The sequence below is a fragment of the Polynucleobacter sp. MWH-Adler-W8 genome, assembly GCF_001889925.1.
Taxonomy (GTDB): Bacteria; Pseudomonadota; Gammaproteobacteria; order Burkholderiales; family Burkholderiaceae; genus Polynucleobacter.
Genome location: NZ_LZFI01000004.1, coordinates 92867 through 113635, shown reverse-complemented (window position 1 = coordinate 113635; position 20769 = coordinate 92867). Strand labels below are relative to the sequence as shown.

At 45.5% G+C, this 20769-nt stretch carries 19 protein-coding genes; 13 read left to right on the top strand and 6 right to left on the bottom strand.

Going from position 1 to position 20769, the window contains the following annotated elements; translation table 11 throughout:
• Nucleotides 1–11: 11 nt before the first annotated feature.
• The 11 genes from AOC28_RS05865 to AOC28_RS05815 are packed head-to-tail and all read left to right on the top strand — an operon-like array spanning nucleotide 12 to nucleotide 11047.
• Nucleotides 12–839 (top strand): phosphatidate cytidylyltransferase, encoded by an 828-nt coding sequence (locus AOC28_RS05865; protein ID WP_072583033.1) that lies wholly within the window; start codon nucleotides 12–14, stop codon nucleotides 837–839.
• Nucleotides 839–2035, top strand: a complete 1197-nt coding sequence (ispC, locus tag AOC28_RS05860; protein ID WP_072583032.1) for a 1-deoxy-D-xylulose-5-phosphate reductoisomerase — start codon at nucleotides 839–841, stop codon at nucleotides 2033–2035. Before AOC28_RS05865 ends, ispC begins: the two co-directional genes overlap by 1 nt.
• A complete protein-coding gene (locus tag AOC28_RS05855; protein ID WP_072583031.1) occupies nucleotides 2023–3156 on the top strand; it encodes a site-2 protease family protein in 1134 nt (377 codons plus the stop codon). The genes ispC and AOC28_RS05855 overlap by 13 nt, the downstream gene beginning before the upstream one ends.
• A gap of 47 nt (nucleotides 3157–3203) precedes the next feature.
• Entirely contained in the window at nucleotides 3204–5501 is a 2298-nt protein-coding gene (gene bamA / locus AOC28_RS05850) for an outer membrane protein assembly factor BamA (RefSeq protein ID WP_143143895.1), read from the top strand.
• Nucleotides 5502–5519: 18 nt separating this feature from the next.
• Nucleotides 5520–6047, top strand: a complete 528-nt coding sequence (locus AOC28_RS05845) for an OmpH family outer membrane protein (protein WP_072583030.1) — start codon at nucleotides 5520–5522, stop codon at nucleotides 6045–6047.
• Nucleotides 6048–6052: 5 nt separating this feature from the next.
• A complete protein-coding gene (lpxD, locus tag AOC28_RS05840) occupies nucleotides 6053–7120 on the top strand; it encodes a UDP-3-O-(3-hydroxymyristoyl)glucosamine N-acyltransferase (RefSeq protein ID WP_072583029.1) in 1068 nt (355 codons plus the stop codon).
• Nucleotides 7121–7166: 46 nt separating this feature from the next.
• On the top strand, nucleotides 7167–7616 hold the full coding sequence (gene fabZ / locus AOC28_RS05835) for a 3-hydroxyacyl-ACP dehydratase FabZ (protein WP_072583028.1): 450 nt from the start codon (nucleotides 7167–7169) through the stop codon (nucleotides 7614–7616).
• Nucleotides 7616–8413, top strand: coding sequence for an acyl-ACP--UDP-N-acetylglucosamine O-acyltransferase (lpxA, locus tag AOC28_RS05830; RefSeq protein ID WP_072583027.1), 798 nt, complete (start codon nucleotides 7616–7618; stop codon nucleotides 8411–8413). Before fabZ ends, lpxA begins: the two co-directional genes overlap by 1 nt.
• Nucleotides 8373–9629 carry a lipid-A-disaccharide synthase gene (gene lpxB, locus AOC28_RS05825; RefSeq protein WP_072583026.1) on the top strand — a complete coding sequence of 419 codons (1257 nt, stop codon included), beginning with the start codon at nucleotides 8373–8375 and terminating at the stop codon, nucleotides 9627–9629. Before lpxA ends, lpxB begins: the two co-directional genes overlap by 41 nt.
• Nucleotides 9626–10219 carry a ribonuclease HII gene (gene rnhB, locus AOC28_RS05820; RefSeq protein ID WP_083564242.1) on the top strand — a complete coding sequence of 198 codons (594 nt, stop codon included), beginning with the start codon at nucleotides 9626–9628 and terminating at the stop codon, nucleotides 10217–10219. The genes lpxB and rnhB overlap by 4 nt, the downstream gene beginning before the upstream one ends.
• 3 nt (nucleotides 10220–10222) lie before the next feature.
• Nucleotides 10223–11047: an RNA methyltransferase gene (locus tag AOC28_RS05815; protein WP_072583025.1), complete on the top strand. Its 825-nt coding sequence runs from the start codon at nucleotides 10223–10225 to the stop codon at nucleotides 11045–11047.
• A gap of 92 nt (nucleotides 11048–11139) precedes the next feature.
• On the opposite strand, the gene AOC28_RS05810 is transcribed toward AOC28_RS05815, so the two are convergent.
• The gene (locus AOC28_RS05810; RefSeq protein WP_072583024.1) at nucleotides 11140–12777 is read right to left on the bottom strand and encodes an amidohydrolase; all 1638 of its coding nucleotides are present in this window, start codon (nucleotides 12775–12777) and stop codon (nucleotides 11140–11142) included.
• Between the two features lie 19 nt (nucleotides 12778–12796).
• Entirely contained in the window at nucleotides 12797–13633 is an 837-nt protein-coding gene (locus tag AOC28_RS05805; RefSeq protein ID WP_143143887.1) for a hypothetical protein, read from the bottom strand.
• Between the two features lie 128 nt (nucleotides 13634–13761).
• Between AOC28_RS05805 and AOC28_RS05800 the strand changes: the two genes are divergently transcribed.
• Complete coding sequence (locus AOC28_RS05800; RefSeq protein WP_143143886.1) at nucleotides 13762–14280, top strand: hypothetical protein; 519 nt, start codon at nucleotides 13762–13764, stop codon at nucleotides 14278–14280.
• Nucleotides 14281–14585: 305 nt separating this feature from the next.
• On the opposite strand, the gene AOC28_RS05795 is transcribed toward AOC28_RS05800, so the two are convergent.
• A complete protein-coding gene (locus AOC28_RS05795; protein ID WP_072583021.1) occupies nucleotides 14586–15413 on the bottom strand; it encodes a pyruvate, water dikinase regulatory protein in 828 nt (275 codons plus the stop codon).
• A gap of 106 nt (nucleotides 15414–15519) precedes the next feature.
• Here AOC28_RS05795 and ppsA point away from each other — a divergent pair, with 106 nt between their 5' ends.
• A complete protein-coding gene (gene ppsA, locus AOC28_RS05790; protein ID WP_072583020.1) occupies nucleotides 15520–17925 on the top strand; it encodes a phosphoenolpyruvate synthase in 2406 nt (801 codons plus the stop codon).
• 89 nt (nucleotides 17926–18014) lie between these two features.
• On the opposite strand, the gene AOC28_RS05785 is transcribed toward ppsA, so the two are convergent.
• Genes AOC28_RS05785 through AOC28_RS05775 form a run of 3 tightly spaced genes read right to left on the bottom strand, consistent with a single transcriptional unit; the run spans nucleotide 18015 to nucleotide 20760 of the window.
• The gene (locus AOC28_RS05785) at nucleotides 18015–18911 is read right to left on the bottom strand and encodes a peptidase (protein ID WP_202816829.1); all 897 of its coding nucleotides are present in this window, start codon (nucleotides 18909–18911) and stop codon (nucleotides 18015–18017) included.
• A 56-nt stretch (nucleotides 18912–18967) separates the two neighbouring features.
• On the bottom strand, nucleotides 18968–19765 hold the full coding sequence (locus AOC28_RS05780) for a transglutaminase family protein (protein WP_072583019.1): 798 nt from the start codon (nucleotides 19763–19765) through the stop codon (nucleotides 18968–18970).
• A gap of 17 nt (nucleotides 19766–19782) precedes the next feature.
• On the bottom strand, nucleotides 19783–20760 hold the full coding sequence (locus AOC28_RS05775; RefSeq protein ID WP_072583018.1) for an alpha-E domain-containing protein: 978 nt from the start codon (nucleotides 20758–20760) through the stop codon (nucleotides 19783–19785).
• Nucleotides 20761–20769: the final 9 nt, after the last annotated feature.

Below are 20769 nucleotides of genomic sequence, written 5' to 3'. Positions count from 1 at the left end.
CTTAATTCTCCATGTTAAAAACCCGAGTCATTACCGCCCTTGTTCTATTGGCGGTATTGCTACCCATTCTGTTTTTGCTCCCGGCAATGTATGTTGATGCATTCTTCTTGGTGGCTTTGTTGGCCGCCGCTTGGGAATGGAGTCGCTTACTAGCACCTGAGGTAGGGCGTGCAGCCTGGCTATACGCATTATTTTGCTTGGCCATTATTTTGTTTTTGCTGGGCATGCAAAACGCCTCATGGCAATTTGCCTTATTACTTCTAGCCGTCATTTTCTGGTTCTTTGTTGCACCATTTATATTGGCCAAAGGCATCAATCTTTCGCTAGAAAAGCTGCGACCCTTTTATGTGGTTCTCGGTTTAATTTTATTGCCAGCCACCTGGTTTGCATTGGTGTTCTTGCGTGAGTTAGGCCTGATCTTTTTGCTTAGTAGTATGGCTCTAGTGTGGATTGCTGATATTGGGGCTTACTTTGTAGGTAAGGCGTTTGGTAAACACAAGCTTGCTGTGCAAATTAGTCCAGGTAAATCGATTGAAGGTGCTATCGGCGGTTTAATACTTTGTTATGTTTATGCATTCTTATGCGTTTACTTCTTGCCTTTTGAATCGACTTTGTTTGGTGCATGGGCCATTCGCTTTGGTTGGGTTCCCATGTTCCTGATGGTGACGGTATTAACTGCCTTCAGTATTTTTGGGGACTTATTTGAGTCTCAGTTAAAGCGTTTAGCTGGCGTCAAAGACTCCAGTCATTTATTGCCAGGACATGGCGGCGTATTAGATCGGGTGGATGCTTTGATTCCGGCAATGCCAATCGCAGCGCTCTTGGCAGGATTTGTGTAATGCCAGTCAAGCAGGTCGCCATCCTAGGTTCTACTGGCTCCATCGGCGTTAATACGCTCGATGTGATTCGTGCTCATCCAGATCGTTTTAAGGTAGTCGCACTTACCGCAGCTAAGCAGGTAGATTTGCTGGCAGAGCAATGCGCTGAATTTAGACCCAATATTGCGGTAGTGGCGGATGCTGACGGCGCTGCTCGCTTAAGCAAGATTTTGCTCGAGAAAAAAATCAATACTCAAGTCTTGTATGGACCGCAAGCTTTAGTTAGCGCTGTTACTGAATCGCATTGCGATACCGTTATGGCTGCGATTGTAGGTGCCGCAGGATTGGTGTCTGCCTTGGCTGCTGCAAAAGCTGGCAAAAGAGTGTTGCTCGCAAATAAAGAAGCCTTGGTGATGTCTGGCGATTTGTTTATGCAGGCGATGAAGTTAGGGGGCGGAGAATTACTGCCAATCGATAGTGAGCACAATGCCATCTTTCAATGTCTGCCTAATCAATTTTCTAAAACCCCTAATCCGAGCTTAGGGGTTGAAGAACTGTGGTTGACCGCCTCCGGTGGACCATTCAGAAATACGCCCCTTGATCAATTGGCCGGCATTACTCCCGAGCAAGCTTGCGCACACCCCAACTGGGTGATGGGTAGAAAAATTTCAGTTGATTCTGCGACGATGATGAACAAGGGTCTTGAAGTGATCGAGGCGTTTTGGTTATTTGGTTTGCCTTTAGAGAAAATTAAAGTATTAATCCATCCGCAAAGCGTTGTGCATTCAATGGTTCGTTATCGTGATGGTTCTGTGCTAGCTCAACTGGGTCAGCCCGATATGCGAACCCCTATTGCTTACGGCCTGGCGTGGCCGGAGCGTATTGAAGCAGGTGTAGCCCCGCTCAGTTTGACTCAGTTAGCAAATTTAAGTTTTACCGATCCAGAGCTAGAGCGCTTTCCTTGCCTGTCATTGGCGTTTGCTGCCGCTAAAGCTGGTGGTACTGCGCCAGCAGTTCTGAACGCTGCTAATGAAGTTGCAGTAGCAGCGTTCTTAGATGAAGGCCTGCCGTATTTGCAAATTTCCTGCGTGGTGGACAGCGTGTTGAACACTATTTCTTCCGTGAATGCTGACTCGCTAGAGTTAATTTTGGATGTGGATGCTCGCGCTCGTCAAGCGGCGCAAGTAGTGGTGAAGGAAATTCTTTGCAGGCATTGATTACTCTCGCGGCTTTTTTGTTAACCCTGGGTGTCTTGGTTAGCTTTCATGAGTTTGGGCATTTCTTTGCTGCTCGTTGTTGTGGTGTTCGAGTCCTTCGCTTCGCAATTGGCTTTGGTAAACCGCTATTCACTTACCATGCAAAAAATAATACAGAGTGGGTATTAGCTTCAATTCCATTGGGCGGCTATGTGAAATTGCTTGATGGTCGAGATCGTCAGCAAGTGATTACTTCGGCCGATGAATCTGAAGCGTTTGATAAAAAGCCGCTATGGCAGAGATCATTGATTGTGGCTGCTGGCCCATTGGCCAATTTCTTTTTAGCGATTGTCTTTTTTGCCCTGATCTATATTTCCGGCGCCCCACAATTACCAGCCGTTCTGCAAAATCCCCCTGAACATTCTATTGCTGCCAAGCTGGGAGTAATAGCGGGTGATCGGGTAGTTGGTTGGCAGAATTTGGGCTCTGAGGAGAGTGGTGCGCCCCTTTTGGGGGATTTTGACCCCGTACCGAGCTGGAATGCCTTGCGCTGGAACTTGATGGATGCGCTTACGGGGGAGGACGGATTTGCTCTAGAGCTAGCAACACCTACTGGCGGAAGCTCAATAAAGTCCTTTTATGCCAAGGATTTGCCCAAAATCAGTCCTCATCAGGATCCGATGTTGGCTCTAGGCATTCTGCCTGCATTGACACCGTTGGCGCAGTGGCAGGACTTGAAATTAGGGCCAGTAGATGCCCTCATTTTTGCTTCAAAGAGGGTGTGGGTAATTACCAAGGTTTCTGCAAGGCTAATGGCAGGATTATTTACCGGAAATACCTCCTTAAAACAGCTGGGCGGACCCCTCAGTATTGCGGACATGGCGGGGAAATCAGCCCAGGTAGGGTGGCAGCCATTTTTAGCCTTTTTGGCGCTTATGAGTATTAGCATTGGTTTGCTGAATTTGCTCCCTTTTCCAATGCTTGATGGGGGTCAGCTACTGTATGATGCATGGGAGTTGGTCGCCGGTAAGCGGATTTCGACATCAATGCAGGAGCAGCTCCAAAAAGTGGGCTTTATTTTGCTGATTTCTATGTCATTACTGGCCTTGTTTAACGATTTACAACGCTATATTTCGCCTTGAATCCTCTGACACATTCTTTTCGTATTTTTGCCCGCTTCATCACCCATATATTGGTATTCTCTGCGATTGGGTTGAGTCTGAATGCCTCTGCGGCCGAGTCATTTGTGGTGAAGGATATTCGTGTTGAAGGTTTGCAGCGCGTAGAACCCGGAACGGTATTTAGTTATTTGCCGGTTCAGGTGGGCGATACCTTTAACGAAGAAAAAGGTGCTGAATCGATCAAGGCTTTGTATAGCACTGGATTTTTTAGAGACGTGCAAATTCAAGAGCAGGGCAACGTTCTAATTGTGATCGTGGAAGAGCGCCCAACCATTTCTCGTATTGAATTTACCGGGATGAAAGAGTTTGATTCCGAGATCGTTCGTAAGTCTTTAAAAACAGTTGGTGTTGCTGAGGCGCGTTTTTATGACAAAGCACTCATTGATAAAGCAGAGCAAGAATTAAAGCGCCAATACGTTGGTAAAGGGATGTATGCGGCTGAGGTTATTGCTACAGTTACCCCAGTTGAGCGCAATCAAGTGGCCGTCTATTTCAATATTGATGAGGGTCCTGTTGCCAAAATTCAAGAGATTAATTTCATTGGTAACGAAGTGTTCAGTGAAGGCACTTTAAAAAGTGAGATGCAGTTAAAAACTGGCGGTTGGTTATCTTGGTATAGTAAAGACAATCTTTATTCTAAGCAAAAGTTAACCGCTGACTTGGAGTCCATTCGATCTTATTACCTTAATCGTGGTTATCTCGAGTTTGTGATTGAGTCCACTCAGGTGTCGATTACCCCGGATAAAAAGGGTATCTACCTCACCATTAGTATTCGTGAGGGTAAAAAGTTTACCGTTAAGGATGTGCGCTTAGCAGGAGAAACTTTAGGCAAAGAAGCAGAGTTGATGCAGTTGGTTGTTTTGAAGCCCGGGGATACTTTCTCGTCAGCTAAATTAACCGAGAGCACCAAGGCAATTGCTGAAATCTTGGGTTCTTATGGTTATGCATTTGCAACTATCAATCCGCAACCAGATATTCGTCGCGACGTAGCTGAGGTAGATTTGACCTTGGTGGTGGATCCTGGTCGTCGTATCTATGTGCGCCAAGTGGCAATTTCTGGAAACGCCAAAACTCGCGATATAGTGATTCGTCGCGAAATGCGTCAGTTCGAAAGCTCTTGGTTTGATAGTGACAAGATCGATTTATCTAAAAAGCGTTTAGGTCGCTTGGGTTACTTTACTGAGACTGACATCACTACAGAAGATGTCCCTGGATCTCCTGACCAGGTTGATGTCAATGTCAAAGTAGCTGAGAAGCCAACAGGAGCAATTACCGTTGGTGCAGGTTTCTCCTCAACCGAGAAGTTGATTTTGTCTGCAGGTATTAATCAAGATAATGCCTTTGGTACCGGCACTTCTGTTGGCTTAAATGCTTCCCTCGGTAAGATTACTCAAAATTTAACTCTCTCTAATTACGACCCATACTTCACCGAAGATGGCATCAGTCGTTATACCGATCTTTACTATCGCTCATCCAAGCCTTTGTATTACGCTGGTGATCCTGATTATCAGATTAAATCCGTTGGCTCGAACATTAAATTTGGCGTGCCGTATACCGAAGTAGACAGAGTATTTTTTGGAACCGGTTTGGAAGTTTTCCAAATTAATACTTCGTCCAATACGCCGGTACCGTACTTGAACTATGCAATGAGTTACGGCGTGCCATCGCCGGGCTATCCTGGTACCGTGACAACTTATAACGTGCCTGTAACAGTGGGTTGGGCGCGCGATGGTCGTGACAGCACATTGATTCCTTCGGAAGGCTCCTTGCAGCAGTTATCTGGTGAAGTTGGCACGCCGGTTGGCGATCTCACCTTTTATCGCATCTATGGTCAGTACCAGAAATATCACTCATTTTCAAAGGGTAATATCTTGTCCTTTAACGGCGAGGTTGGCTATGGTGAGGCATATGGCAGCAAGCCCTTCCCAATTACTAAAAACTACTACGTTGGTGGTATTGGGTCGGTTCGCGGCTATGCCCCTGGATCCTTGGGGCCTCAGTACTACAACACCATTATTGGCGCTTATCAGCCAACAGGTGGTCAATCTAAGATTGTTTCCAACGTGGAATATACCTTCCCCGTTCCAGGATCTGGCGTTGATAAGACCTTGCGCCTATTCACATTCGTAGATGGCGGTAATGCCTTTGGGGAAAACATCAATCTGGTTCTGCGATATTCCTACGGATTGGGTTTATCATGGATATCACCACTGGGACCACTGAAATTCAGCTACGGTATTCCGTATAAGTCACAACCAACGGACAATATCCAGCGTTTGCAGTTCCAGGTGGGTACAGCGTTTTAATTGTTTAAGGAAAGTTTTATGAAGCTTTATCAATCTTCTAAATGGATTCAAGTTGGCTTGATTGCTGCTATGACAGTGGTCGCAACCTCTCAAGTTTTTGCTCAAGATGCAGGAACGCGCGTTGCAGTTGTGAACTCTGAGAAAGTCTTCAATGAGTCCAATCTAGCTAAAGCAATGCAAACTCGCTTGCAGAACGAATTTACTAAGCGCCAGAACGATTTGCGCGATAGCGCTCAAAAAATTAAATCTGCTGCTGAAAAGTTAGATCGTGATGGTGCCGTGATGAATGAAGCTGAGCGCGTTCGTCGCCAACGTGAGTTGGCCGATCAGGATCGTGAGCTGCAACGTAAGCAACGCGAATTTACTGAAGATCTCAATCAGCGTACTTTCGAAGAGCGCGCCAAGATTGCAGAAAAAGCAAATGCGGTATTGAAACAAATTGCAGAACAAAGAAAAATTGATGTCATTGTTCAAGAAGCTGCTTATGTCAGCCCTAAGGCTGATGTAACCGATGACGTTATCAAGGCTTTAAATAGCCAGAAGTAAGCTTTATGCCGACCGCCATTGAGCTGGCCGAACAGTTTCAAGCAAGCTTGGTGGGGGAGGCTTTCCACGGATTTACTGGTCTCGCTCCTTTGGAGCGAGCGCAGGCAGATCAGATATCCTTCCTTTCTAATCCCCTTTACAGACAGCAGGCGAGTGATAGCGCTGCTGGCGCCTTGATTGTTGGCAAGTCTGATTTAGAGTTTTTACAGTCAAATCCTAGCGCGCATTCTGCAAAGCGGGTGTACTTTGTTTCTAAAAATCCATACGCTACATTCGCTAGAATGGCGCAGCACTTTGCAAAAGTGATTAGCCCAATCTACGCTCCCGGAATACATCCTAGTGCAGTTATTGATCCCACTGCGAGCGTTCCATCTTCCTGCCACATTGGACCATTTGTTCAGATTGGCGCAGGCGTAAAGTTAGGCGAACGTGTTTCAATTCTGGGAAATTCCAACATTGCCAGGGATAGCATTATTGCAAGCGATACGCTGATTTATCCATCGGTTTCTATTTATTACAACACTCAGATTGGTGAGCGTTGCATTATTCATAGTGGCGCAGTCATTGGTGCCGATGGCTTTGGTTTTGCCCCAGACTTTTCTGCCACAGGTGGGGAGTGGGTCAAGATTCCTCAGACGGGGCGAGTGGTTATTGGCAATGATGTGGAGATTGGGGCCTCAACCACGATTGATCGTGGCGCGATGAGTGATACGGTTGTAGGTGCAGGAACCAAAATTGATAATCAGGTGCAAATAGCGCATAACGTAGTGATCGGTAATTGCTGCGTTGTTGCTGGATGTGCTGCCATCTCTGGCAGCACCAAAATTGGTAATTACTGCATCATTGGCGGCGCAGCAAACTTTGCGGGCCATCTCACGATTGCCGATAGAACAACGGTTTCTGGTAACACTTCCATTATTCGCTCTATTACAGAGCCTGGGCAGCATTTCACAGGCGTTTATCCATCAATGCTCCACGGCGCTTGGGAGAAAAACGCTGCTATCTTGCGTGGGCTAGATAAAATACGTCAGCGCTTGCGCTTGTTAGATAAAAACAAATCTACAGAGTCTTGAGATTCTGTAGAACCAAAATTAATATTTACTTTTCAGCGGGTCATTTATGAGCACACCAATCGCAATCGACATCAATAAGATTCTTCAATTGCTACCGCATCGCTACCCATTCCTATTGGTAGACCGCGTATTAGAAATTACCCCGCGTGAAAGCATCACCGCATTAAAAAACGTCACCATGAATGAGCCTTTCTTTCAGGGCCATTTCCCAGATTTCCCAGTCATGCCTGGTGTCTTAATTATTGAGGCTTTAGCTCAAACTGCTGCTTTGCTAACATTCTCTGAAGAACGCGCGGAAGATGCAATCTATTACTTTGCCGGTATTGATGGCGCGCGCTTTAAAAAGCCTGTGTTACCTGGTGATCAGTTAATTATGACTGCCACATTAGAGCGCGGTCGCGCTGGTATTTATAAGTTTGCTGTTAAGGCAACTGTGGATGGTGAGATTGCTGCAGAGGCTAATATCACTTGTGCGGTTCGTACGAAAGGCGCGTAATGACTCGGATTCATGCAACTGCTGTAGTAGACAGTAAGGCTGAGCTAGCTGGCGATGTTGAGGTTGGCCCGTATTCCGTCATTGGTCCTAACGTGAAGATTGGCGCTGGAACTAAAGTGGGCTCTCATACAGTGATTGAGGGTTACACCACAATCGGTGCGCAAAATAGCTTTGCCCATTTTGCGGCCATTGGCGGCCCTCCGCAGGATATGAAATACCGTGGCGAGCCAACCCAGTTGATTATTGGCGATCGCAATACTGTGCGTGAGTTCACTACGATTCATACGGGAACGTCACAAGACGAAGGCATTACTCGCATCGGTAACGATAACTGGATCATGGCTTATGTACACATTGCTCACGATTGCCAGGTTGGCAATCACACGATTTTTTCAAGCAATGCGCAAATAGCTGGCCATGTTCAGGTCGAAGATTGGGCCATCATGGGCGGTATGTCTGGCGTACATCAATTTGTTCGTATTGGTCAACATGCGATGTTGGGTGGTGCTTCTGCACTAGTACAAGATATCCCGCCATTCGTGATTGCTGCGGGTGATAAGGCTTCTCCTCATGGTATTAACGTTGAGGGTTTAAAGCGCCGAGGTTTCTCAAGTGAAACAATCTCTGCCTTACGTCAAGCCTATAAAGTACTTTATAAGGATGGCCTGAGTTTTGAAGATGCGAAAGTAGAGATTCAGAAGCTGGTTGTTGCTTCAGCGGCAGATGCAGTTACTGCTGAGAAGCTCGCGCAGTTCCATGACTTTATTGCCGCATCAACGCGCGGCATTATTCGGTAACGGAATTACTTTGCCAAAGTTAGCTTGTGTAGCTGGCGAACCTTCTGGCGATCTATTAGCAGCGCCAGTTCTTAGTGCGCTAAATCAAATTCCGGATATGGCCGGCCTTGAAGTTTATGGCATTGGTGGCCCACGCATGCAAGCCGAGGGCATGCGCTCTGATTGGCCCATGGAAACCTTAAGTGTGCGAGGTTATGTAGAGGCTATTAAGCAGCTTCCAGCCATTCTGAAACTTCGTAAAGATCTGATTCAAAACCTCCTCAACGAAGGTCGCCCGGATGTTTATCTGGGAATTGATGCGCCTGACTTTAATTTGGGTGTTGAGTTGCAATTACGTAAAGCAGGTATTCCGACCTTGCATTTGGTTTCCCCTTCTATTTGGGCTTGGCGAGCAGGGCGCATTAAGAAGATCTCCCAAGCAGTAGAGCGCATGCTTTGCATCTTCCCCTTTGAGACTGAAATTTATGACAAAGCTGGTGTGGCATCGACTTATGTGGGTCATCCATTGGCAAGTGAAATTCCACTTGAGCCTAATATTGAGCAAGCGCGAGAAAAATTAAGTAAACACCTTAAAATTCCCACTACTTCACTTGAAGGATTGGTAATTGCCGTCTTACCTGGAAGCCGTGGATCAGAGATTGAGCTCATAGCCCCCGTCTTTTTTGAAACAATGCAGTTATTAGCTAATAGATTAAAAGGGCAGAAGCTGAACTTTTTAATTCCGGTAGCAACACCGCGATTACGTGAGCCTCTTGAGCGGCTTTTACTTAAGACAAATAACACTAATCCAGATATCCAGATTCATTTGTTAGATGGCATGGCTGATGAGGTGCTTGAAGCATCCGATGTAGTCTTAATTGCAAGTGGTACAGCCACTCTGCAGGCAGCTTTATGGAAAAAGCCGATGGTGATTTCTTATAAAGTGCCTTGGTTAACAGCGCAGATCATGAAACGCCAAGGCTACATGCCTTATGTAGGTCTGCCAAATATCTTGTGCGGCGAATTTGTTGTTCCTGAGCTTCTACAAGATGATGCCACTCCAGAAAAACTAGCTCATGCCGTACAAGTCTGGTTAGAGCATCCAGCTAAAGTTGCCAAACTCAAAGAACGCTTTTCGCAGATGCATGAAACTTTGCGTCGTCCTACGGGTTTATTAGTTGCGCAAGCGATAGCTCAGACAATCGCCAATAATCGCAAGAAACAAGTAAGCGTATGAGTCTCATTTGGGTTTGCGGAGTAGATGAAGCAGGGCGTGGACCGTTGGTTGGTGCAGTGGTTGCTGGTGCCGTAGTGCTTGATCCTAATAATCCAATTGAAGGTTTAAAAGATTCTAAGAAGTTAACTGCTGTTCGTCGCGAATATCTCTACGAGCAGATTATGGAAAAGGCAAAAGCCTGGGGCGTTGGCGAAGCCAGTCCAGCTGAGATCGATGAGATTAATATTTTGCAGGCCACGATGCTGGCGATGCGTAGGGCAATTGAAGATCTGACTACTCGCTTAGGTACTTGGCCTGATAAAGCATTGATTGATGGCAATCGTTGTCCAGAGTTGCCAATTGCTGCAGAAGCGATTGTGAAGGGTGATGCTAAGGAACCTGCAATTTCAGCGGCATCGATTGTGGCCAAAGTCACGCGTGATCGCCAGATGCAAATATTGCATGAGCGTCATCCAGAATATGGGTTTGCACAACATATGGGCTATCCAACTGAAGCCCACTTTGCGGCCCTTAAACAATACGGCGCATGCGATGAACACAGAAGAAGCTTTTCACCAGTGCGAAAAGTGCTGGAATCAATAGCAAACTAAGTTATGAACTTTGATCTCATCACCTCCAAAGAGAATCCGCTATTTAAAGAGATTCGCAACCTACAGGCTACCGGCTCAAAAGGGCAGAAGGCTAGGCTCGCCAGCGGACAAGCATTGCTAGAAGGTATTCATCTAGTACAGACTTGGGTGGGTGATCCCGCCTTAAAAACTTTGCTCACTTCGGAGCTCGGCTTAAAGAATGCAGAAATCTTCCAAGCTGTTTATGAGCACCTAGAAATTTGTCCTCAGACTAAGGTATTTCATTTGGATAGCGCGCTTTGGGATTTGCTCTCTGATTTAGTGAATGCGCCGCATATTGCAGGCTTGCTTGATCTTCCACAATCCACGCTCGCAACACCACAATCCATTTCAACCTTAGAGGGTGATGTGGTGATATTGGATCGCGTACAAGATGCTGGTAACGTCGGCTCTATTCTGCGCACTGCAGCAGCCGCAGGCTTTACCCAAGTCATCGCTTTATCAGGCTGTGCCCATCTGTGGTCTACAAAAGTATTGCGCGCAGGTATGGGCGCACACAAACTTCTAGATTTATATGAGGGCTGGTCCAATCATCAAGTTTTGAGCGCAGTCACTGCGCAGCTATTAGCAACCACGGCAGACGCAGAGCAAGATCTTTACTCTCTGAAAAAAGACCTGCTATATCCAGTCGCCTGGGTAATGGGTAGCGAAGGGCAAGGTGTATCAGACGATTTGATTGCTCAAGCCAAAGGTGTGTCAATCCGAATTGATCCAAGAGTGGAGTCGCTCAACGTTTCAACTGCAGCGGCAGTTTGTCTATTTGAGACTGTAAGGGTTAGACGTAGTTAAGCAGTGGCCAATTCATTGCGCCTAATGGGTCTGATGATTGCTATAGGCTTAAGTGAACACCCCCGTCGATGAATCCGACGCATTCTTAATGCCTACTCGACATTCCTGGAGTAAATCACTTTGCCATTTTTGATAGTGTTGACCACCTTAATATCTTTGATTGCATCTGGATCAATCGTTAAAGGATTTTGATCCAACTCCACTAAATCTGCCAACATGCCAGGCAGGATCTTACCCTTCGTATTCTCCTCGCGATACACATAGGCAGCATTGCTTGTGAATGCCTGCAATGCTAGGTAAGGGTCCATCTTTTCCTTAGTACCCAATGTTTTTCCAGACATTGTTTTGCGATTGACTGCACTCCAAATTGTAAATAAGCAGTCCGGCCCAGAAGAGGGAACGTCATTATGGATTCCTACTACTATCCCTTTGTTATGCGCCGTCACCATGGGGCAAAAATAATCGGCGCGTTCCTCGCCAACGATATCTAAATAGATATCTCCATACAACCATATATGATTAGATAAAGTAATGGCAATAATATGATTGGCTTTGTAGTCATCAAGCTGATCTTCTCTTGCAAAAAACGAATGGGAGATGGTCGAGCGGCGATCTTCCGTAATCCCAGTTTCAGCAATTGCTTTTTTAATGGCGGCTAAAGCCATATCAATGCCTGCATCACCATTGCTGTAGCAAAAGAATGGGATATTTTTTTCATAGGCCAGCTTAGCGTAGTGATCAACCTGATCTTGAGTATAGTAAGCCATACCCCGCCAGCCATCCGGAAAGCCAGTGGTATCGTTGTAGGGTTTAGAGAGATAGGCCAGCTTGAGCTGCGGCCCTCCATCTGTTGACATCAATATGCCTGCAACCTTAAAGCCTCGATCAACGTTGCTGTAGACACCAAAGGAATAGTTGGGATTCCCTTGTAGTAGGGTGTCAACCGTATCGCTCATTGGGAGGGCAATTAAATCAATTGAAATAACACCGCTATCAGATGCGAGACGCATCAATTGAATGTCTTCAGGACTGGCTTGATAGTGCTGGGCAGTCGTAGTGCCATATGAGGCATAAATTTTCTCTGCGCTTTGATAAGTCTTAAAAGTGAGATCCTGAGAAAATTGGCCATAAGCCGCAGCAACTGCGTTCAGATAGGGTAGCCCAATAATGATGCCCGTCATTTGATGAGTAGTGGGATCAACTACGATCGCACCAGACTCAACTTTAGTATCTGCAGTAATGCCTAGTTTTTTTAGGCCCGCTGTATTAAATAAGCCCGCTAGTGTGGAAATGTTTTGAACAAGTACTGGCGTATCTGGAAAAGCAGCATCTAAATCAGCAATAGTTAATGGTCCGTCTTTCATCAAGCCATCCATGTACTCGGCTGCGATCAACCATCCATTAAGAAGCTTGCCGTCTTTTTTCAGTTGTGCAATTAACTCAGATCTACTGCGCGGAGGATTGTCAGCGAAGTAACCAACATTCAAACTTAATGTTTGCTGGGCAAACAAACCAAAGTGTCCCCAAGTGTCAATAAATCCTGGAGTTAGGGTATGTCCTTGTAGGTCATGCCTTTTGACATCTGGATTCGCCAAAGCATTTGCCTCTTGTTTACTGCCGGTGAAAGCAATTTTTCCATCTTTCACCAATACTGCTTCAACATATTCAGGTTGATCGCCGGCCATGGTCAAAATATTACCGTTGAAGTAAAGGGTTTGATTTGATGTCATAAGTTAACTTTATAAGGTATTAATGTGAAAAAGCATAGGTAAGCCCGATCCGCCCACCCCAACCTTGCGCGCCACCTAGGTTGGTGTTGACAGTGTAATAACGAGCACCGATTGTAAAAAGCAGGGGGAGGTCACCCACTTCAATCAATTTGCTGCCCATTAAATTGATTGGATAGGCATGAGCGCCGGTATCAAGATTCGTGACCGATTCGCAATCAAGAGTAATGTTCCCATATCTTTTGGTGATGTAGGTGATAAAAGGTTGAAATCCAACATTATTGGCGCTAGGACCATTGATCGGCATTGCTCCAAGGCCAAACGATTGGTATGCATAAGCACCCACAATCCAATCCTCGCTTCGATGAATGGCACCCATGCTGTATCCCACAGCATTTTGTGAGCTCCCATACATGGCCGGCATATTGGTGCCGATCTGTACCATTGGACCAAAACCAAATGAGTTTTTTAGTCTAGTCTCATTGGATTCGGTAAAAAAACTTTCAATAATGACTGGTTTAAATCCCGAGCTGGAGTAACCATCGAAATTATTGAAGGATTGATAGGTGATCTGGGGATGCACTACATAGCTGTAGTCAGAGTTAATGCGATAAGGAAGCCAGGGCTCTATTTGGGTATATTTAGTTGAGCCTTGATGTCCTAGACCTACTTTTTGGTCAAAGTTGAAATAGATTGGTACAGAGGCGACATTATCTTGAGCTTGTAATTGCCGTTCACTAGAAATGAGTCTTTCTTTTCCTGGGGTTAGTGCTTCGAAGAATGAATCTGTATCTTGAGCGAGCGCAAGTTTGAGGCTACACAACATCAGGATAGTCAGTAGCGCTTTAAATAGATGCATCTGTATGGTTTTTAAGGTGTGGCTTGATAGGCTCGAAGAATCAAGATGATTATAATAATAAGGTAATATTTAGAGAATCATTTACAGTAGATTCAGCGCTGCAATTCCCTGTTTTGAACGGATTTTATATGAAATTTAGCTTTTTAGGACACATGAAGGAAATGTTAAGGGAGCTGCCAATAGTAGCTACCTACCTATCACTCTGGTTTTGTGCGATTACTTTTTACAATCAAGCTGCTGTTCATATGCCAGAAAAAGGAATTGAGTCCTATGGGATTGCGGTGATTCAGGCCTTGGTGATGTCCAAAATCATGCTTACCGCGGAAATGATTGTTCCTGTTGGGGTGATATTCAAGCCTAATGTGAAATTCACAATTTATTTAGCAATTTTAGTTCGCACAACCCTTGCATCCATCGTTGCTCTAATGCTGCGTTATTCTGCTGCGGGAACAGAAGGCTTTTTTAAGCATCAGGGATTTATTGAATCCATGCGAAATTTTTGCGATGGGGACATCGCTCATATTTTGGCGCTTACGTGTTTATATTGGCTAATTGTCTTGCCCTATATTGCCTATCGCTTTCTTTTACATCTTGCAGGCAATAATGACTTGGCATCTTATTTGTTGGAAAAAAGGCCTCAGAATTAATATCTTAAAGATCATTGAAGCTCCTTAGCGATATTTATGAGCGTCCCGTAACGCAACACCATTTAGTGTCGGTTCGACCGACTCCACATCTGCGGATGTCACATCGAAACTATTGAATTCCACTCAATCCCATTACTCTCGGTGCGCGCTGAAGACCTTATCTTGTAAGGCTTAAAGCATAGTCTGGGTTCGCTTTAACTCATTTTTCCAGGCTCTAAGGTGTAGGTCGCATGTTTGAATACTTCTAGCGGAGGTATTTCCGCCAAGGCCAGGTGGGTCGAAAGTAGATATTGAAAAATACTTTTTTACCCCAGTATTGTTTTATCTGACTTAATTGCTTGCAGGACCGTAGTAGCAATCTCTTCAATAGATTTGCTGGTAGTCAGTACCCACGGAATGGATTGTTTTTTCATCATCGCTGTCGCTTCGTTAATTTCGTAGCGGCAGTTTTCTAGCTTGGCGTAATTGCTACCTGGCCTGCGTTCATTGCGAATCTCTGAGAGTCGCTCCGCATCTATCATCAGGCCAAAGATTTTTTGGCGATATGGGACTAAATCCTTCGGAAGTTGTCCTCGTTCGAAATCTTCCGGTATCAGGGGGTAGTTGGCTGCCTTGAGTCCATATTGCATTGCCAGATAAAGACTGGTTGGCGTCTTACCAACCCTGGAGATTCCAATTAGAATGACATCGGCTTCGGCAAGGTTTTGATTGGACTGGCCGTCATCATGGGCCAGGGAATAGTTGATGGCCTCAATCCGGTTCTTGTAGGCCTCGGTATCGGCATTGTGGTGAAGGCGGTTCATGGCATGGGTGGATTTCATGCCTAAAGCTTCTTCTAGAGGGGCTACAAAGGTCTGGAACATGTCCAAAATCAGGCCATTTGCCTTAGCCACGATTGCATTGAGCTCAGAGTTCACCAAAGTGGTGAAAACGATGGGTTGCACCCCATATTTAGCAGCTGCCTGGTTGACGCTGCTAACAGCATCGTGGGCCTTATCCACGCTGTCCACAAAAGGCACCCGAATATGCTTAAAAGTGGCCTCAAATTGGGCCAAAATCGACTGGCTGAAGTTCTCGGCAGTAATGCCGGTGCCGTCAGAGACAATAAAAACAATGCGGGTTTCGTTAGACATGGATTTGGCTTAAAAGTCAGGGTCAGCACTACAATAGAATCATATTAAAGCATGCCCCCTTTAGGGTGGCCGCTACACCAGTTTCCTTATCTTTTGAGAGTATTTTATGTCCAATCAACAGCAACAAAATAGCAGTATGGCTGATGCCTATGTTTTGCCTTTTGAACAACTCCGCATGACTGATGTTGAATCAGTTGGCGGTAAGAATGCATCATTAGGAGAGATGATTTCTCAGTTAGCGTCTACTGGGGTTCGTGTTCCTACAGGTTTTGCAACGACTTCGTTAGCATTCCGCGACTTTCTAAAGCACAACAATTTGACTGAGCGCATTCAACACCGTTTGGAAGGCTTGAATATTGATGATGTGCGTGCATTGGCGCAAGCTGGGGCAGAAATTCGTGGCTGGATCGAAACTGCGCCATTTCAGCCAAAGTTGGATGAAGAAATTCGTAAAGCATTTGCAGTATTGGATGATTCTGGTAAAGGCTCATTTGCAGTACGTTCATCAGCGACTGCTGAAGACTTGCCAGATGCTTCCTTTGCAGGTCAGCAAGAAACTTTCTTGAACGTCGAAGGCATTGATGATGTTCTCAAGAAGATTCGTGAAGTATTTGCTTCTTTGTATAACGATCGCGCGATCTCCTACCGTGTTCACAAGGGCTTCGCCCATGCTGAAGTAGCCTTATCTGCTGGTATTCAGCGCATGGTGCGTTCTGACTTGGGTGCTGCTGGCGTAATGTTTACTCTGGATACCGAGTCTGGATTTGAGGATGTGGTTTTCATTACCTCTAGCTATGGCTTGGGCGAGACTGTTGTCCAGGGCGCAGTGAACCCGGACGAGTTTTATGTATTTAAAACCACTTTGGCTCAAGATAAGAAGGCGATCATTCGCCGCTCCTTGGGTTCAAAGTTAATTCAAATGCAATTTGCCCCAAAAGGCTCCGCAGAAAAAGTACAAACTGTTGATGTCACCCCAGAAAAGCGTAACCGCTTCTCTTTGGAGGATGCGGATATCACTGAGTTGGCTAAATATGCAGTGATCATTGAAAAGCACTACGGCCGTCCAATGGACATCGAGTGGGGTAAAGATGGTCAAGATGGTCGTATCTATATCTTGCAGGCGCGCCCTGAGACTGTAAAGAGTCAGGCTGCCGGTCAAGTAGAAATGCGCTACAAGTTGAAGGGCAGCTCAAAGGTATTGGCAAAAGGTCGCGCAATCGGTCAAAAGATTGGCGCTGGTCCTGTACGCATTATTCGTGACCCAAGCGAAATGGATCGTGTTCAGCCAGGTGATGTCTTGGTTGCCGATATGACTGACCCGAACTGGGAACCAGTCATGAAGCGTGCTTCAGCGATTGTGACTAATCGTGGTGGACGCACATGCCACGCAGCAATCATTGCCCGTGAATTAGGTGTGCCTGCAGTAGTTGGTTGCGGTGATGCCACTGAGCATTTGCAAGACGGCATGATGGTGACGGTTTCTTGCGCTGAAGGTGATGAAGGTCATATTTATGATGGCTTGATCGAAACTGAAGTCACTGAAGTATCCCGCGGTGTGTTGCCAGAGATTCCTGTGAAGATCACGATGAATATCGGTAATCCTCAGTTGGCATTTGATTTCTGTCAGATTCCGAATGCTGGTGTTGGCTTAGCTCGTCTTGAGTTCATCATCAATAACTACATTGGTGTTCACCCACGTGCTGTATTGGAATATCCAAATATTGATCCTGACCTCAAGCGTGCAGTTGAAAGCGTTGCTCGTGGCTACGCTAGCCCGCGTCAGTTCTATGAAGATAAGTTGGTTGAAGGTGTAGCAACGATTGCTGCTGCTTTCTATCCAAAGCCAGTGATTGTTCGTTTGTCAGACTTCAAATCCAATGAATATAAGAAACTCATTGGTGGATCACGTTACGAGCCGGATGAAGAGAATCCAATGTTGGGATTCCGCGGTGCATCACGTTATGTGTCTGAAGATTTCGGCGAGGCTTTTGCTCTTGAGTGCGCTGCAATGAAGCGTGTTCGTGAAGATATGGGCCTGGACAACGTAGAAATCATGGTCCCGTTTGTACGTACTATCAATCTGGCTAAGCGCGTGATCGACATGATGGAGAAGTTTGGTCTCAAGCGTGGCGTAAATGGTTTGCGTCTCATCATGATGTGCGAGATCCCATCTAATGCGATTTTGGCTGATCAGTTCCTTGAGTACTTTGATGGTTTCTCAATCGGCTCAAACGACATGACTCAATTAACTTTGGGCCTAGATCGTGACTCCGGAATGGAATTGTTGGCTATCGACTTTGATGAGCGTGATCCAGCGGTAGAGTTCATGATTGCTCGTTCAATTGATGCTTGCCGTAAGCAAAATAAATATGTTGGTATTTGCGGTCAAGGCCCCTCAGATCACCCAGACTTTGCTCGTTGGTTGGTTGAGAAGGGAATCACTTCAATCTCATTAAATCCAGATAGCGTAGTGGCTACCTGGGAGATGTTAGGTAAGAACTTAAAAGCCTAAATCAAAGCGGATAGCATTAAAGCAAAAGGCCTAGATTTTTTCTAGGCCTTTTTGTTTATCAATGCATCTAACGCTTCACTATTAGAGACTTACTTTTTCTTTGCAGTCACCTTCTTTAGAACCACTTTCTTTGTCGCCTTCTTTACGGGGGTGACCTTAGTATTTCTTGTGGCCTTTTGAGCCCCTGCTTTAGATGGCGGATGATTGATAGGAACAATCCCCATTTTTTTAGCAGGAGTGGAAATATCGCTCGATTTATGAGCGCCGCTCCAACTAGGTTCCGCTATGGAATTAAACGCCTCGCGTAGTTTCTCGCCCCACGCTTGATGAATCATTGCAAAATAGGGGTTTGCATCATCTAGAGTAAAGAGCTTCGTGGCTTTCAGAGAATTTTTTTCGTAAACCAACATATCCAGAGGTAGTCCAACCGAAATATTACTTTTCAAGGTGGAGTCCATTGAGATGAGTGCGCACTTGGTTGCCAGATTAAGTGGTGTATTGAAATTGAGCACTCGGTCCAAGATGGGCTTACCGTACTTGGATTCGCCAATCTGGAAATAGCAAGTCTCGGGCGTAGCCTCAATAAAGTTTCCTGCCGAATAAATATTAAATAGGCGCGGTTTCTCGCCTTTTACTTGACCACCAAAAATCATATTGCAGTTAAATTCAAGACCCGCTTTTTCAAGTGCGGCATGATCACGTTCATGCACTTGTTTAATGGCATCGCCCACAACGACGGCAGCTTCATATGAGTTTTTGGCTGTCCAGAGGTTCTTGCCCTTAAAAAGCTGTCCTTGCAGCAGGATTTCTTTAACGGATTGGGTAATGGCAAGATTGCCGGCACTCATCAAGGTAAAGAAGCGATCCTTGTTTTGAAACAAGGTCATCTTTCTAAAGGTGCCGATTTGGTCTACGCCAGCATTTGTTCGGGTATCAGATAAGAAAACAAGACCATCTTTAAGGCAAAGACCAACGCAATACGTCATACACGGACCCTCTTCATTATTTCCTGGAATTATCTCTTAAATATCCCAGAGGGTTGCTATGGCAACTGTTGAATCGAAATGTTGGCGCTGAGTTCTTCTCCGCCGCCGCCAGAGCGAACCCCCTTAACAGGAGCGGCGGAATAATAATCTCTGCCAATGGCAAGGCGAATATGACGTGAGTCAACTAAGCATGCATGGGTGATATCTACACTGGTCCAGATGCCTTTATCGATATCGCTACAAAAGTCGATCCAAGCATGGCTAGCAAGATTTGGGGATTCTTCTGCAAAGAAATAACCACTGACATATCGCGCTGGAATTCCAGAGGCGCGACAGAGACTCAACATAATATGGGCATGATCTTGGCAAACGCCAGATTTCATGGCGAAGGATTGAGCTGCAGTCGTGGCAAAGTTCGTTTGGCCAGGAGAGTACACAATCAAGCCTTGAACTGCCTCAGCGAGTTTTAGTACTTGATCAACTGAATTTTTCTTTGGAATGCCATAAGAGAAATACTCCAACATTTCATCTGTAGGCTCAGTCAGATTGGTTTGCTGCAGTAAGTAGTAGGGCGAAACTGCTTTAGCATCATCGACAAACTCAAATGCATCTTGTGTATGTACTTCACCTTCAGCCTCAATCATCATTGAGGTGTAAGGGCTTTCCTGCACAAATACACTGCAAAGATTACCAAAAGTATCTATAGAGCTAGATGCTTTTATTGGAGTGCTAATTCTCCATTTATCGACTTGTTGGCCAGCTAGAGTGGGAGGTGTCAAGCGCAATTCTTGTATGGAATAATGCACCGGTGTTTCATACCGATATTCCGTGCGATGGCGAATTTTAAGATGCATATAGTCTTTGTGATTTCTTAGGCAACAGCCAGTGGAATGAGATAAGCATTGCTAAACTCATCGGCTATGTGGTTAATGCGCTCTAAGAAAGCCTCAATAAATTCTTCCAGGCCTTGCTCAAATACCTCATCAATATCGGAATAATCCAAGCTAGCCTTGAGCTTTCCGAGCAGACGTTCAATTTCTTTGGATTGCTGATTCTTCACTTCAGAAATGAGGGGGATTAATTCATTGACGCAGGACACCAAGGATCGTGGCATCTGTTTATTGAAGATAAGTAGTTGTGCGACTTGTTTTGGAGTGACTTGATCGGAATAAATTTGACGATAGATCTCAAAGGCGGAGACGGAGCGCAGTAAGGCTGCCCAGTGATAGAAGTCAAAGAATTCACCATCAGTGCCATCTTCCGAGGATTTCTTAGCGCCAAGAACCCGCAGGGCTGCTGGGTCCTCATACTTAGTTTCCAGAATACGTGCGGTGTTATCAGCGCGTTCTAGCAGTGTTCCCACGTTAATAAAGTAAAAAGCCTCATTTTTCAGCATCGTGCCGTATAGAACACCCCTAAAGAGGTGGCAGCGGTGCTTGACCCACTCCAAAAGGCGGCTGGGATCCGATTGATGTCTTGCTTCTAGAATGCGTTGTAGCTCAAGCCAAGTAGTGTTTTGGGTTTCCCAAACTTCGGAAGTAATCTTGCCGCGGATAACGCGGGCATTCTCACGCGCAGCAAACAGGCAGGAAACGATGCTGGAAGGATTGCTGGTTTCATAAATCATGAAGTCCAAAACATTCTCACGATTAACGACATCATATTTGCTGAGGAAGGCTTCTTCCAACTTAGAAATCGTGAGTAACTTTTTCCAACTCTGCTCTAAAAACTCTGCAGGCTGAGGAAGTAGAGAGGTTTGATGGTTTACATCGAGCATGCGGGCAGTATTCTCTGCGCGCTCGGTGTAACGGGCCATCCAATAAAGACAATCAGCTGTACGACTCAACATATTTTCTTA